The sequence below is a fragment of the Mesorhizobium sp. LSJC285A00 genome (assembly GCF_000503155.1).
GTDB lineage: Bacteria > Pseudomonadota > Alphaproteobacteria > Rhizobiales > Rhizobiaceae > Mesorhizobium.
In genome coordinates, this window is the sequence record NZ_AYVK01000012.1 from 144,354 (window position 1) to 158,949 (window position 14,596).

A 14,596-nucleotide genomic window follows, 5' to 3' on the forward strand; every position below is an offset into this window, starting at 1 on the left:
TCGTTATAGAATTGACGTAAACGTAAGAGGGGCGCCGTTCGTGCCTTTTGCGATGAATTAGTTGAAACCACGACTGGAAGCATGCCCCCGCTTCCACTCAGGCGTTGCAAGGTCCGAGACCGCGATGCCACGACAGGGGAAAGCCAGTGACTATGAAACTTGTTTCGCCCGGCGAAGCCGCGGCCAACACCAACAATATGTCTGCCGAAGCCAGTGAGGAGCTCGTGCGCATCGGCGAGATGGCCAAGAAATACGGCGTGACGCTGCGCACGCTGCGTTTCTATGAAGACAAGGGCCTGCTCAATCCGAAACGCGATGGGGCAACGCGCCTCTACACGCGCCGCGACAAGGCGCGGCTGAAGCTGATCCTGCTCGGCCGCAAGGTCGGGTTCTCGCTGCGCGACGTCAAGCAGATGATGGATCTCTACGATCCCACGGGATCCAACACCAAGCAATTGCGGCTGGCTCTCGACAAGTCGGAGAAGCAGCTAGCCCGCCTGCAGAAGCAGCGCGCGCTGATCGACGACGCCATCAACGAGCTGAGCGGCTCGATGTCGGCCGTGCGCCAGATGCTGTCCGAGCGTTCGGCCCCGGCCAGCGCCGCCAGCTGATTTTGCTCCGCAGCTCCCGGCGAAAGCTTTGAACTTAAGAGCCGCGCGGCCGCCCGCGCGGCTCTTTTTGTTTGACCCCCCTCGCTTTGCACAAAGCCATGCACCGCTCGTGCCGATAGGCTGGCATAGGTAAATTTTGTCCCGGCGACAAAATTGACGTTTACGCAAACGTCAATTTTTGCTATCCCGCTTTCAACATTGGCCCGCATGCCGCCCCAACCTCATGTTTCGGGGCTCGATCTCGCGGCCAAGACCCGCATGGTGGAGGAAACACATGCCGATCTACAGGGCGCCGGTCCAGGACACGCTGTTCGTGCTCAACGAGGTGCTGGGTTATCAGCGCTACTCCAACCTTCCCGGATTTGCCGACGCGACGCCCGACGTTGTCGAGGCGATCCTCGCCGAAGGCGCCAAGCTCGCCGAAAACGTTATGCATCCTCTGAACCGCGTCGGTGACATGGAAGGCTGCGTGCGCCATGAGGACGGCTCGGTGACGACGCCGAAGGGCTTCAAGGAAGCCTACGACCAGTATCGCGAAGGCGGCTGGATGGGACTGGCGGCGCCCGTCGAGTTCGGCGGCCAGGGGCTGCCCTATGCCGTGCACACCGCGGTTGCCGAATACATGGTTTCGGCCAACATGGCGCTGATGATGTATCCCGGCCTGACGCAAGGCGCTATCGCTGCGATCATCACACACGGCACCGACGAGCAGAAGGCGACATGGCTGCCGAAGCTGGTCGAGGGGTCCTGGACCGGTACCATGAACCTGACCGAGCCGCATTGCGGTACCGATCTCGGTCTGCTGCGCACCAAGGCGGTGCCGAACGGCAACGGCACCTACAAGATCTCAGGCCAGAAGATCTTCATCTCGGCCGGCGAGCACGACATGTCGGAAAACATCGTCCATCTCGTGTTGGCCCGCATCGAAGGTGCGCCGGCAGGCGTGAAGGGGATCTCGCTGTTCATCGTGCCAAAGCTGAAGCTCGATGCCTCGGGCAATCCGGGCGAGAAGAACACGCTCTCCTGCGGGTCGATCGAGGAGAAGATGGGCATCCACGGCAATTCGACTTGCGTCATGAATTATGACGAGGCCGAAGGCACGCTGCTCGGTGAGGCCAGTGGCGGCCTGAAGGCGATGTTCACGATGATGAACGAAGCCCGCCTCGGCGTCGGCCTGCAGGGCCTGTCGCTGTCCGAGATCGCCTACCAGAACGCGGTCTCCTACGCCAAGGACCGGCTGCAGGGCCGCTCGCTGTCGGGCGCCAAGGCGCCGGACAGACAAGCCGATCCGATCATCGTCCATCCCGACATCCGCCGCTCGCTGATGACCATGAAGGCCTTCAACGAGGCCGGCCGCGCGCTGGCGCTGTGGACGGCGATCAAGTCCGACATCGCCCACCGCTCCGCCGACGACAAGGATCGCCAGGCGGCCGACGACTATACAGGCCTGCTGACGCCGGTGATCAAGGGCGTGCTCACCGACAAGGGCTTCGACCATGCCGTCATGGCGCAGCAGGTGTTCGGCGGCCACGGCTACATCGAAGAACACGGCATGAGCCAGTTCGTGCGCGATGCCCGCATTGCCATGATCTATGAAGGCGCCAACGGCATCCAGGCGCTCGACCTCGTCGGCCGCAAGCTTGGTCTGAATGGCGGCCGCGCCGTGCAGGCCTTCTTCAAGGACGTCGGCGAGTTCTGCGAGGAGAACCGTGCCGACGACAAGCTGGCGCCTTTCACGAAGGCGCTGAAGAAGGGCCTCAACGATCTGCAGGCGGCGACCATGTGGCTGGTGCAGAACGGCATGGCCAAGCCCGACAATGCCGGCGCCGCGTCGACCGATTACATGCATCTCTTCGGCCTGGTGGCGCTGGGCTACATGTGGGCGCAGATGGCCAAGGCCGCGCTCGGCAAGACCGGCGCCAATGGCTCCCAATCTGTCCACGAAAATGGGGCTTTTTACGACAACAAGGTGGTGACGGCGCGCTTCTTCATGGAGCGGATCATGCCCGAGACATCGGCACATCTGGCCCGCATTTCCAGTGGTGCGGACACGCTAATGGCGCTGCCTGCGGAAGCGTTCTAGAAATGGCCAGCGTCCCCCTCCCCCTTGAGGGGAGGGTGGCCCGAAGGGCCGGGAGGGGTCCTGCGTGCAGTGCGCCGGCTGGTTGGCGCTTTGGTAGGAGATGATCGCAATGCCCCAAACCCGCGTCAATTCCGAAGATAAGGTCGAGCACGTCATCGGCGACCCCACCCGACCGCTTCGCGGCCACCCTCCCCTCAAGGGGGAGGGGGACGCTGGCCANGAGTTCAGACGTGTGCTCTTCCGATCTAGTCGGCATGCTCTACGACATGGCGCATCGCTTCATGTCGGAAGAGATCGCGCCGCGCTACGACGAGTTCGAGAAGAACGAGATGGTCGACCGCGAGAGCTGGCGCAAGGCAGGTTCCGCCGGCCTGCTCTGCGCCTCGATCCCGGAGGAATATGGCGGCTCCGGCGGCACCTTCGCGCATGAGAGCGCCATCATCGAGGCGATCGGCCATGTCGGCGTCGACGGTTTCGGCATCGGCCTGCACAATGCGATCGTTGCCCCTTACATCCTTCATTACGGCTCGGAAGAGCAGAAGAAGAAATGGCTGCCGAAACTGGCGACCGGCGAACTGATCGGCGCCATCGCCATGACCGAGCCGGGCGCCGGCTCCGACCTGCAAGGCGTCAAGACGCGGGCCGAGAAGGACGGCAACCAGTACAAGATCAACGGTTCCAAGACCTTCATAACCAACGGCCAGCTGGCCAATTTCATCATCGTCGTCACCAAGACCGATCCGGCCAAAGGCGCCAAGGGCACCTCGCTGATCGTCGTCGAGACCGACGAGGCCGAAGGCTTCGAACGCGGCCGCAACCTCGACAAGATCGGCCTGAAGGCCAACGACACGTCGGAGCTGTTCTTCAATGATCTGCGCGTGCCGACCTCGAACCTGCTTGGCCACGAAGAGGGACAGGGCTTCATCCAACTGATGCAGCAATTGCCACAGGAGCGCCTGCAGATCGGCACCGGCGCCATCGCCATGATCGAACGCGCGCTTGCGCTGACCATCGACTACGTCAAGGATCGCAAGGCCTTCGGCAAGGCGATCATCGAGTTCCAGAACACCCAGTTCAAGCTCGCCGAACTGAAGACCGAGGCGACCATCGGCCGGGTCTTCTACAATGATTGCGTCACCCGCCACATCAATGACGGCCTCGATCCGGTGACGGCGTCGATGGCGAAATACTGGCTCTCGGACCTGCAGGGAAAAGTCGTCGACGAATGCCTTCAATTGCATGGCGGCTATGGCTACATGAATGAATATCCGATCGCCCGCATGTTCCGCGACGCCCGCGTCCAGCGCATCTACGGCGGCACCAACGAGATCATGAAATTGCTGATCGGCCGCTCTCTCTGAGAGCGACGTCGGCAAAGCAAGGAGCAAGCAAATGGCCGAAGCTTATGTCTATGACGCCGTGCGCACACCGCGCGGCAAGGGCAAGAAGGATGGCTCGCTGCACGAGGTGCCGGCGGTGCGGCTTGCGGCCAGGACGCTTGAAGCGTTGCGCGACCGCAACGGCCTCGACACTGCAAACGTCGACGACATCATCTTCGGCTGCGTCGATCCGGTCGGCGAAGCCGGCTCCGTCATTCCGCGTGCCGCCGCCTTCGAGGCCGGCTACGACAACAAGGCGCCGGGCATGCAGATCTCGCGCTTCTGCGCCTCAGGCCTCGACGCCATCAATTTCGGCGCCGCCAAGATCGCTCAAGGCGCCGACGAGATCGTCATTGCAGGCGGCGTGGAATCGATGTCGCGCGTCGGCATGGGCGCCTCGGGCGGCGCCTGGTTCATGGACCCGTCCGTCGGCCTGCCCGGCTGGTTCGTGCCGCAAGGCATATCGGCCGATTTGATCGCCACCAAATATGGTTTTTCGCGCGACGACGTCGATGCCTATGCGGTCGAGAGCCAGAAGCGCGCCGGCAAGGCCTGGGCCGATGGCCGTTTCAAGAACTCCGTCATACCGATCAAGGACCAGAACGGCCTCACCATCCTTGATCATGACGAGCATATGCGGCCGTCGACCGACATGCAGTCGCTGGCCTCGCTCAACCCGTCCTTCGTCATGCCTGGCGAAATGGGCGGCTTCGACGCGGTCGCCGTGCAGAAGCACCCTGAGGTGGAAGAGGTCAACCACGTCCACCATGCCGGCAACTCGTCCGGCATCGTCGATGGTGCGGCCGCCGTACTGCTCGGCTCGAAGAAGGCCGGCAAGACGATGGGCCTGAAGCCACGCGCCCGCATCCGCGCCTTTGCCAACATCGGCTCCGAGCCGGTGCTGATGCTTACCGGTCCGGTCGACGTCACCGAGAAGCTTCTGAAGCGCGCCAAGATGAAGCTGTCGGATATCGACCTGTTCGAGCTCAACGAGGCCTTCGCCTCAGTGGTGCTGCGCTACATGCAGGCATTCGAAATCCCGCACGACAAGATCAACGTCAATGGCGGCGCCATCGCCATGGGCCATCCGCTCGGCGCCACCGGCGCGATGATCCTGGGCACGGTGCTGGACGAGCTCGAGCGCCGCGATTTGAACACCGCTCTGGTGACGCTCTGCATCGGCGCCGGCATGGGCACCGCAACGATTATCGAACGCGTCTGATTTTCGGCCGGAAGGAGAGAGACATGACTTATACAAACTTCACGGTCGACACCGACGCAGACGGCATCGCGCTGGTCACCTGGAACATGCCGGACCGCTCGATGAACGTCTTCACCGAAGAGGTGATGAACGAGCTCGAGAAGATCATCGACCATGTGGTGGCCGACGCCGCCATCAAGGGCGCGGTGATCACCTCGGGAAAGGACAGCTTCTCCGGCGGCGCCGACCTGACCATGCTGCAGAAGATGCTGGCCGTATTTGCCAAGGAGAAGACCAAGGACCCGGAGAAGGCGGCACAGCTTTTGTTCGACAATGCCGGCCGCATGGGTGGCTTGTGGCGCAAGCTCGAAACGTCGGGCAAGCCTTGGGTCTCGGCGATCAACGGCACCTGCATGGGTGGCGCGTTCGAGCTGTCGCTGGCCTGTCATGGCCGCGTTGCCGCTGACTCCGAAAAGGTCAAGATGGCCTTGCCGGAAGTCAAGGTCGGCATCTTCCCCGGCGCCGGTGGCACCCAACGCGTGCCGCGCCTGACCGACCAGCAGCAGGCGTTGCAGATGCTGACCACCGGCCAGACGCTGTCGCCGCAGAAAGCCAAGGCGATGGGGCTGATCCACGAGGTCGCCGAACCCGGCAAGCTGATCGAGACCGCCAAAGCGATGATCAGGAACGGCCTGAAAGCCGTCCAGCCCTGGGACGAGAAGGGCTTCAAGCTGCCCGGCGGCCAAATCTATTCGCCCGCCGGCTTCAATCTGTGGCCGCCGGCCATCGCCATCCTGCGCCGCGAGACCTACGGCAATTATCCGGCCGCCGCGGCGATCCTGAAATGCGTCTATGAAGGCCTGCTGGTGCCGTTCGACACCGGTCTGCGGATCGAACAGCGCTATTTCACCGAAATCATGCAGTCGAAGGAAGCAGCAGCGATGATCCGCTCGCTGTTCGTCTCGCTGCAGGAGCTCAACAAGGGCGCCCGCCGCCCGGCCGGCGTGCCGGAGACCAAGTTCAAGAAGATCGGTATTCTCGGCGCCGGCTTCATGGGCGCCGGCATCGCCTTTGTCACCGCCAAGGCTGGCATCCCGGTCGTCCTGCTCGACCGCGACATGGCGTCGGCCGAAAAGGGCAAGACGCATTCCGACAGCCTGATCTCCGATCAGGTCAAGAAGGGCCGCGTCAAGCCCGAGGAGAAGGACAGACTTCTGTCGCTGATCACGCCGTCGGCCGACTATGCCGATCTCGCCGGCTGCGATCTGGTGGTCGAGGCGGTGTTCGAGGATTCGGCCGTCAAGAAGGCTGCCACCGAGCAGGCCGAAGCCGTGCTGAAATCGTCGGCGATCTTCGCCTCCAACACCTCGACCATCCCGATCACCGCACTGGCCAAGAATTCGGCGCGGCCGAAGAATTTCGTCGGCATCCACTTCTTCTCGCCGGTCGACAAGATGATGCTGGTCGAGATCATTTTGGGCAAGAAGACCGGCGACAAGGCGCTGGCCACCGCGATCGATTTCGTGCGCGCCATCAAGAAGACGCCGATCGTCGTCAACGACACGCGCGGCTTCTACGTCAACCGCTGCGTGCTGCGCTACATGTCGGAAGCCTACAAGATGCTGATCGAAGGCGTTCCGGCGCCGATGATCGAGAACGCCGCCAAGGCCGCCGGCATGCCGGTCGGCCCGCTGGCGCTGACCGACGAGACGGCGATCGACCTTGCCCAGAAGATCATGAAGCAGACCGTCAGGGATCTCGGCGACAAGGCCGTCGACCCCAGGCAGATGGCGTTGATCAACACGCTGGTCGACACCCATGGCCGCTTCGGCCGCAAGAACGGCAAGGGTTTTTACGACTATCCCGCCAAGCCTGCCAAGAAGAAGCTGTGGCCGGGCCTGAAGGATCTCTATCCGCAGCTGGAGGCCGAGAAGGTCGACTATGAGGAACTGCAGCAGCGCCTGCTGGTCACCATTGCGCTGGAAGCGGCCCGGGTGATGGAGGAAGGCATCGTCACCGATCCGCGCGAGGCCGATGTCGGCTCGATCCTCGCCTTTGGTTTCGCGCCATTCACCGGCGGCGCGCTGTCCTATATCGACGGCATCGGCGCCAGGGAGTTCGTCAGAATAGCCAAAGGCCTGCAGAAGAAATACGGCGCCGAGTTCAAGGCGCCAAAGCTGCTGCTCGACCTGGCCGAGAAGGGCGAGACCTTCTACCAGCGCTTCGATCCCTATGCGAAAGGCGAGGTGAAGAAGGCCGCTTGAGCTAGCGCCCCATGTACGTCTGGGGGCGCCTTGCGCGCATGATGGCCACGGCAAGGCGCCGTGGCCTTATGCGGTCGGTAGCGAAAGCCGACTGGCTTTTCGCTGCCTGCCGACCGAGATCGACTTCAACCTCCATCTCAACAACGCCCGCTACATGATGCTCGCCGACCTCGCGCATGACCCCGAAAATCGGAATCGATTTTCGGGGTCATGCGCCAAATCAAAATGCTACAGCGTCCTTGGCGCGTCCAACAGTACGCTTGCCCGCTCCGTTCAACCGCGACCGCCGACCTAGGCCGAGCGGGGTTTCATGAGCTCCGACCAGGGATTGCGCAGCCTTGCCAAGGCAGTTTGAGGCATCGTGACGACTTCGCCGCACACAGCTTTTTAGGGGATCGGGCCGCGCGCCGGTGGACAATCGGATGACCGCGCGTTAGAAGGAAAAGGTATTTTTTCCTGTTTTGAGGAGAGCGAATTGCTCTCGCATGACCGAGTTTGGGCAGCCATCGACGCTCTCGCTGAGCGCTATTCGTTGTCGGCCTCCGGCCTGGCCCGGCGAGCCGGTCTGGACTCCACCGCTTTCAACAAATCGAAGCGGCTGTCCTCGGATGGACGGCCGCGCTGGCCGTCGACCGAATCGCTGGCGAAGATCATCGAGGCGACCGGCGCCTCGCTCGACGAATTCACCGGGCTGGTCGAAGGCCGTGCCAAGGCCGCTTCGGGCTCGGTAGCCGCGCAGCGTTCGGCGGTGCCGCTGCTCGGCTTTGCCCAGGCCGGCGCCGGCGGCTTCTTCGATGATGCCGGCTATCCCTCAGGCCAGGGCTGGGACCTTGTCGAGCTTCCGGCACGGGCGGCCGAAACCTCTTATGCGTTGAAGGTGCAGGGCGATTCCATGCTGCCGCTGTACCGCAATGGCGATGTGCTGATCGTCGAGCCGGGCGCCGCTACCCGCAAGGGCGACCGCGTCGTCGTCAAGACCAATGCCGGCGAAGTCATGGCCAAGGTGCTCGACCGCCAGACGACGAAATCGATCGTGCTGATTTCGCTCAACCCCGACCACCCGGACCGCGACATCGCGATGCGCGATGTCGAATGGGTGGCGCGGATCGTCTGGGCAAGCCAGTAGGTCTCGCGGTGCGTCTGCTTCAAATCCTCATAGCCCTCCTGGCGATCCCGGTGATGGTCGCCATTGTCGTCGCCGGCGGTCGCGCGCTGCATCACGAAAGCACCGCCATCACCGTCGACCAGATCGACCCGGACACCGAGGCCGTGCCCGAGGAGCCGGCGACGTCGGCGATCCCCGAGGTCCAGCCCGTCAAGCCTCCGATGCACTCGCCTCCGGTGCATTCGAGGGCGATCGATCCCGAGGCCATCGCTCCGCCGCCGCTGCCGGCAGAAGAACTTGAACGGGTCGAGCCACGCGCGCCGCTGAGCGACCTGGCGCTGGCCGGACCGCCCAAGCCGCGTGGGCGCAGAGCGGTCGACGACTGGGGAGGAACAAAACTGTTCCAGCCGGTCGCGGCCGCCGCCGGCCTGATCGAAGCCAATGGTTATTCCGTGACGGTCTCCGGCATCGACATCGTCAGGCAAGACGAGACCTGCACCGAGGGCGGCAAGTCCTGGGCTTGCGGTATCAGGGCGCGCACCGCGTTCCGGTCTTTCCTGCGCGGCCGGGCCGTTGCCTGCAAGGTGCCGCCGGAGGCCGACCGTGCGTTGATCGCCGCCGAATGCCGCATCGGCAAGCTGGATGTCGGCCAGTGGCTGGTCGAAAACGGCTGGGCGCGCGCCACGGCAGGCGGCCCCTATGTCGAAGCGGGCGACAAGGCGCGCGCCGCCAAGAAGGGCGTCTTCGGCGCCGCGCCCGATCTTGGCGGCCTGCCACCGGCGCCAACGCCTGTTGCGGCACCGACGGCGTCGCAACCGATCCTCGATGCCCCGGCGATAGACACGCCGCCGGCCGGGACGGAAATTACGCCGCCAGCTGACCAGCCAGCGCCCGCTCAATGAGGGCGCGGGTTTCGGCGATGCCGTAGAGGGCTGCGAACGAACCGAAGCGCGGTCCGCGTTCCTGGCCGATCAGCACCTGGTAGATCATCTGGAAGAAAGCGCCCGAGACACCAGGGCCGCCGTCCGGGCTCTTCTTCGAATGGTCCTGATAGCGTTCGATCTTGCGCGCGACGTTGAGCGAAGCGTTCTGGATCGCTTCGCCGTCGGCGCCGGCCGGCAGGCCAGCAAGCGCGTTGCCAAGCGCTTCCAGCGCCACGCGTTCGACATCGTCGGCCGGCCGGAAGGTCTTCGTCGGCTTCACGAAATCGTCGAAGTAGCGGATGGCGAAACCGACCAGCTGGTCGAGTTCGGGATGCGTTGCCGGCGTCACGCCAGATGCATGGCGCGAGATGAAGCCCCACAGCACATCCTTGTTTTGCGCGTTGGAGGCGCTGACCAGGTTGAGCAGCAGCGAGAACGGCACCGGCATGTCGATGGCAGGCGGCTTGCCGTCATGCATGTGCCAGACCGGATTGCCCAGCCGCTCCTTCCAGTCCTGGCGCGGATAGGCGTTGAGGAAGGTGTAGTACTCGTCGACGGCGCGTGGGATGACGTCGAAATAGAGCTTTTTCGCCTGCCTTGGCCGCTGATACATATAGAGGCCGAGGCTTTCGGTCGGCGCGTAGCGCAGCCATTCGTCGATGGTCAGCCCGTTGCCCTTCGACTTCGAGATCTTCTGGCCGTTCTCGTCCAGGAACAGTTCGTAGACGAAATGCTCGGGCGCGCGCCCGCCGAGAATGTTGCAGATGCGGTCGTAGATCACCGCGTTCGTCTGGTGGTCCTTGCCGAACATTTCGAAATCGACGCCGAGCGCTGCCCAGCGCATGCCGAAATCCGGCTTCCACTGCAGCTTGACCTTCCCGCCGGTCACCGAAAGCGTGGTCTCGGTGCCCTCATCGTCGAAGGTGATGTTGCCGGCCTTGGCGTCGACATGCTTCATCGGCACGTAGAGCACGCGCCCGCTCTTCGGCGAGATCGGCAGGAACGGGCTGTAGGTTGCCTGCCGCTCCGGCCCTAGCGTCGGCAGCATCACCGCCATGATCTGCTCATAGCGCTCGGCGGCGCGCACCAGCATCGCATCGAAGCGGCCGGCCTTGTAGTACTGCGTGGCGCTGGCGAATTCGTAGTCGAAGCCGAACGTGTCGAGGAAGCGGCACAGCATCGCGTTGTTGTGGTCGGCAAAGCTCGCATAGTCGCCGCCGAACGGATTGGGCACCGACGAAAGCGGCATATGAAGATAAGGCTCGAGGGCTGCGCGATCCGGCACATTGTCGGGGATTTTGCGCATGCCGTCCATATCGTCGGAGAAGCAGAGCAGCTTGGTCTTGACCTTGTTCCCGGTCAGCACGTGAAAGGCATGGCGCACCATCGAGGTGCGCGCGACCTCGCCGAACGTGCCGATATGCGGCAGGCCCGACGGGCCGTAGCCGGTCTCGAACAGGACGATCTCCGGGAAGTCGCCGCCCTTGTAGCGCTCGATGATCTTTTTGGCTTCCTCGAACGGCCAGGCCTTGCTTTCGGCGGCTGCCGCAAGCATTTCGGGGTTGAGATCGGCGATGTTTGATCCCGTCATGTCAAAGTTCCAGTCATGGCCGGCTTTCGCGGCTGGTAAGATTTTTCAACCGGGTCTCTAGGCGCGACAGGGCGGAGCGTCAACGATATCAGGCGTTTTCCTTGCGACGGCGCCGTGACGTCCCTACCTTCGACCCTCACTTTCAAGGAGTTTTGAATGCCGTTGCCGTCCACCCATGAAGCCGTGATCTACCTGATGGTCATCACCTCGGCTTCCGATCGCGACATGACCGATATCGAACTGGCGCGCATCGGCGACGTCGTCCGCAGCTGGCCGGTGTTCGAGGATTTCAAGCAGGACAGGCTGATCGCCATTGCGCAGGACTGCCAGAAGATGCTGCATGAAAAGGATGGATTGGAAGGCGTGCTCGAGCGTGTCGCCGAGACTTTGCCCGAGCGGTTGCGCGACACCGCTTATGCCGCCGCCTTCGAAGTTGCCGCCGTCGATCTCGAAATGCGCATGGAGGAATTGCGGGTGCTGCAGTTGATCCGGCGTGAGCTCGATGTCGACACGCTGACCGCCGCGGCCATCGCGCGCGGGGCGAAGGCCCGCCTGCGCACGCTGACCTGATCCAGTCCGTAGAAGAAACTGACCGGGAACCGGATCAGAAGAAACTGACCGGGAACCGGATCAGAAGAAACTGACCGGGAAATAGCGCAGGTAGAATTCGGCGAAGGTGCCTTTCACCGATATCTCCTGCAGCGCGTAGTCCATGGCTGCGGCCAGCGCTGGGTCGCTGGCCCGGGTGGCAATGGTCATGCCGGAGCCCAGATATTCCGGCGCCAGGTAAGGGCCACCGGCGAAGCGGCAGCAACCGGCGGCGTCCGTGCCGCCCAGCCAGAAGGAAAAACGCATGCCGTCGCCGAAGGCGGCATCGATCTTGGCGCTCTTCAAGTCGCTGTAGAGGTCTTCCGGCCGGTCGAATCGGATGATCTGCACGGTGCCGAAATAGTCGCGCAGCATCTTTTCATGCGCCGAGCCGGCCAGCACGCCGACCCGCTTCGAGCGCAATTTGTCGAGGATCGGCTCCGCGAAGGCCTTGGTCTTCGGCATGATGAAGCGCGCGGGAAACTGTAGATAGGAGCGCGAAAAGCTGTACTTCGCCCGCGTCTCCGGCGTGGCGGCGATGCCGGCGATGATCGCCTCGCCTTCGCCCTTCTGCAACGCGTCGTCGAGTTCGGCCCAGGGCAGCGCCTGGATCTGGCATTTGTCGGCGATGTCGAGTTCGGCGCAAATCGCCCGCGCAAGGTCGATGTGGAATCCGGACAATCGGCCCGTGCCGTCGAGAAAGTTGAAGGGCGGGAAATCGGTTGTGGTGAGGAACCTGAGCCTCGGCAGCGCCGAAAGGTCCGGCTTCGGCAGCCGCTCCTTGGCATCCCAAAGCACCGGCACCTGCGGTTCCGCTGCCCGCACAGCGCCGGCAAACGGCTGCACTCCGATCAGCATCGACAGCAAGGCGATGGTTATCCAGCGTGATGTCACGAAAAAACTCCGCCCGTCTTGGCCGTTGGCTTGTGATACGAAAACGGCGCAGGCACAATTGTTTTTGATTTCAAAGGGCAAATTTCGGGTTATGCTTTGGCGAGGTTGCAAATAGCCGCACAGAGTCGGCCCGGGGTTGGCGGTCGCTGGCGTTAGAAAAGCTAAGGATGTGGCTTTGCAATCCGGGGTTGATGGCTAAGTGCGGGGCAGGCACGTAGCATCGGTCTCAAGAGCGGTAGGCAACATGGGGTAGATGTTGCGATGGGTTATTTTGACCGGACACTTGAATATATTGACCGGGTGCAGCGTGCCGACACGTCGGCTGCGGTGTGCGAGCAGCTACTTAGTGTCACCTCGAATTTCGGATTGACGGCCCTGATAGCCGCAACGGTGCCGCAGCCCGGTACACCAAGCAGCCAGACGAAGGACCATGTGCTGCTCTGCGATTGGCCTAGCGAATGGCTGGAGCGTTACTTATCGCGCAACTACGTCGACCACGATCCGGTCGTCAGCCATTTGAAGCAGTTTCGGGCGCCATTCCAATGGCGCGATGCCGTTCAAAGCATGCCCGCCGACAAGAGCAGCGCCGAGGTAATGCGCGACGCCCGCCAGTTCAAGCTGCGTGACGGCCTCGCCTTCCCGCTGATCACGCTCGAAGGCCAGATCGCGCTGGTCTCGCTGGGCGGTGAGGCGGTCGAACTGTCCGAAGCCGAATTCGCAATGGTCTCGCTGGCCTCCACCTATGCCATCGGCCGCGCCATGCAGCTTCAAACGACGGCCGGCAAATCTATCGATCACATTGAATTGACGCCGCGCGAGCGCGAATGCCTGCAATGGGCGGCGGTCGGAAAATCCGAGTGGGAGATTTCGCAGATCCTCGGCATCTCGGAGCATACCTCTGAGAAACACCTTCTCAACGCCAAGAGCAAACTAGGCGCCGCCAACCGTGTGCAGGCAGTCGCCGAAGCAGTCAGGCACGGCTATATCAGCTAGGCCGGTTCTGGCGGCCCGAAATTTATGGCCGCATTGTTGGCGTCATATCTTCAGAAAAGACCGGCCCCTGTCGTCCTCTTGAGACGGCTAATGCTTTCTTAACGCCAAAAGCAGACTCGGCGTCGCCAACAGGGTGCACGCCATCGCGGAGGCGTTTAGACGCAGCTATATTAGCCATGTCGGCTGTGGCAGCCTGGAAATCCTTGCCAACACCTTCGCGCAATTTTTTCGGGAAAGCCCGGCCGTATCTTCCTCTTAAGCCCAGGAGACGGCTAATGCTATTTTCCCTTACCACTCAACAACTGATGGAACGTCCCGACCTATGGGAGGCCGTCCATCGCCTGCGTTACAAGGTCTTCGTCGATGAGATGCGGTGGACCGATCTCGATCGCCCGGACGGCCTCGAAATCGATCAATTCGACCATGATGGGGCCGAACACCACCTTGTCATACGCAATGGCGAGCTTGCAGGCTATCATCGGATGCTGCCGACCACACGGCCGCATCTCCTTAGCGATGTGATGCCGGAACTCTGCGAGGGAAAGCGCCCTTCGGGACCGAATGTCTGGGAGCTAACCCGTTACGCGGTGGCGCCAGGCTTTCGCGATGGCAAGCGCGGCGTGTCTACGGTCGGCACCGAACTGATCGCCGGCTTCGTCGAATGGGGCCTTGCTCGCAATGTCGATCAGGTCATTATCGAGGTCGAGCCGGTGTGGGTGCTGCGGACGCTGCAGTTGCACTTCCTGGCGACGCCGCTCGGTTACCAGCGCACCTATGGCAACCAGCAGGTCGTCGCCACACTGCTGACCTTCAACGAGCATACGCTGGATGTCGTGCGCTCGCGCCGCAACCATCACGCCCCGGTGTTGGCCAGGGGCACCCCCCACATGCTCGGCATGCGGCAGGCGTCGTGAGACTGTCTTCACCCGACGCGCTTTAATGCATGTCGCTCAAAGTGGCCCCG

12 protein-coding genes are annotated in these 14,596 nt (G+C 62.7%); 10 read left to right on the plus strand and 2 right to left on the minus strand.

Annotated elements, in window-relative coordinates:
• Positions 1-152 precede the first annotated feature (152 nt).
• The 7 genes from X726_RS156345 to X726_RS156315 all read left to right on the plus strand — a co-directional run bounded on the left by X726_RS156345 (position 153) and on the right by X726_RS156315 (position 9,545).
• Positions 153-611 (plus strand): MerR family DNA-binding transcriptional regulator, encoded by a 459-nt coding sequence (locus X726_RS156345; protein WP_023669610.1) that lies wholly within the window; start codon positions 153-155, stop codon positions 609-611.
• A gap of 274 nt (positions 612-885) precedes the next feature.
• Positions 886-2,694, plus strand: coding sequence for an acyl-CoA dehydrogenase (locus tag X726_RS156340; protein ID WP_023669611.1), 1,809 nt, complete (start codon positions 886-888; stop codon positions 2,692-2,694).
• A gap of 254 nt (positions 2,695-2,948) precedes the next feature.
• Entirely contained in the window at positions 2,949-4,055 is a 1,107-nt protein-coding gene (locus tag X726_RS156335; RefSeq protein WP_023669612.1) for an acyl-CoA dehydrogenase family protein, read from the plus strand.
• A 31-nt stretch (positions 4,056-4,086) separates the two neighbouring features.
• The gene (locus X726_RS156330) at positions 4,087-5,295 is read left to right on the plus strand and encodes an acetyl-CoA C-acetyltransferase (RefSeq protein ID WP_023669613.1); all 1,209 of its coding nucleotides are present in this window, start codon (positions 4,087-4,089) and stop codon (positions 5,293-5,295) included.
• 23 nt (positions 5,296-5,318) lie between these two features.
• The gene (locus tag X726_RS156325) at positions 5,319-7,538 is read left to right on the plus strand and encodes a 3-hydroxyacyl-CoA dehydrogenase NAD-binding domain-containing protein (protein ID WP_023669614.1); all 2,220 of its coding nucleotides are present in this window, start codon (positions 5,319-5,321) and stop codon (positions 7,536-7,538) included.
• 475 nt (positions 7,539-8,013) lie between these two features.
• Positions 8,014-8,664 carry a helix-turn-helix transcriptional regulator gene (locus tag X726_RS156320; RefSeq protein WP_023669616.1) on the plus strand — a complete coding sequence of 217 codons (651 nt, stop codon included), beginning with the start codon at positions 8,014-8,016 and terminating at the stop codon, positions 8,662-8,664.
• A gap of 8 nt (positions 8,665-8,672) precedes the next feature.
• Positions 8,673-9,545: a thermonuclease family protein gene (locus X726_RS156315; protein WP_023669617.1), complete on the plus strand. Its 873-nt coding sequence runs from the start codon at positions 8,673-8,675 to the stop codon at positions 9,543-9,545.
• Here X726_RS156315 and X726_RS156310 read toward each other — a convergent pair.
• Entirely contained in the window at positions 9,508-11,157 is a 1,650-nt protein-coding gene (locus tag X726_RS156310; protein ID WP_023669618.1) for a lysine--tRNA ligase, read from the minus strand. The genes X726_RS156315 and X726_RS156310 overlap by 38 nt on opposite strands.
• A 156-nt stretch (positions 11,158-11,313) precedes the next feature.
• On the opposite strand from X726_RS156310, the gene X726_RS156305 reads away from it, so the two are divergent.
• Positions 11,314-11,727: a tellurite resistance TerB family protein gene (locus X726_RS156305; protein ID WP_023669619.1), complete on the plus strand. Its 414-nt coding sequence runs from the start codon at positions 11,314-11,316 to the stop codon at positions 11,725-11,727.
• Between the two features lie 60 nt (positions 11,728-11,787).
• On the opposite strand, the gene X726_RS156300 is transcribed toward X726_RS156305, so the two are convergent.
• Entirely contained in the window at positions 11,788-12,639 is an 852-nt protein-coding gene (locus tag X726_RS156300) for a transporter substrate-binding domain-containing protein (protein ID WP_032900014.1), read from the minus strand.
• A gap of 261 nt (positions 12,640-12,900) precedes the next feature.
• Between X726_RS156300 and X726_RS156295 the strand changes: the two genes are divergently transcribed.
• Both X726_RS156295 and X726_RS156290 read left to right on the plus strand, forming a co-directional pair.
• Entirely contained in the window at positions 12,901-13,632 is a 732-nt protein-coding gene (locus tag X726_RS156295; protein ID WP_023669621.1) for a LuxR family transcriptional regulator, read from the plus strand.
• 275 nt (positions 13,633-13,907) lie between these two features.
• Entirely contained in the window at positions 13,908-14,546 is a 639-nt protein-coding gene (locus X726_RS156290) for an acyl-homoserine-lactone synthase (protein ID WP_023669622.1), read from the plus strand.
• Positions 14,547-14,596: the final 50 nt, after the last annotated feature.

Bases quoted from the DNA above. Each gene is read 5' to 3' on its own strand.
- X726_RS156345 (WP_023669610.1), top strand. From the start codon at position 153: ATGAAACTTGTTTCGCCCGGCGAAGCCGCGGCCAACACCAACAATATG.
- X726_RS156340 (WP_023669611.1), top strand. From the start codon at position 886: ATGCCGATCTACAGGGCGCCGGTCCAGGACACGCTGTTCGTGCTCAAC.
- X726_RS156335 (WP_023669612.1), top strand. From the start codon at position 2,949: ATGCTCTACGACATGGCGCATCGCTTCATGTCGGAAGAGATCGCGCCG.
- X726_RS156330 (WP_023669613.1), top strand. From the start codon at position 4,087: ATGGCCGAAGCTTATGTCTATGACGCCGTGCGCACACCGCGCGGCAAG.
- X726_RS156325 (WP_023669614.1), top strand. From the start codon at position 5,319: ATGACTTATACAAACTTCACGGTCGACACCGACGCAGACGGCATCGCG.
- X726_RS156310 (WP_023669618.1), bottom strand. From the start codon at position 11,157: ATGACGGGATCAAACATCGCCGATCTCAACCCCGAAATGCTTGCGGCA.
- X726_RS156305 (WP_023669619.1), top strand. From the start codon at position 11,314: ATGCCGTTGCCGTCCACCCATGAAGCCGTGATCTACCTGATGGTCATC.
- X726_RS156295 (WP_023669621.1), top strand. From the start codon at position 12,901: ATGGGTTATTTTGACCGGACACTTGAATATATTGACCGGGTGCAGCGT.
- X726_RS156290 (WP_023669622.1), top strand. From the start codon at position 13,908: ATGCTATTTTCCCTTACCACTCAACAACTGATGGAACGTCCCGACCTA.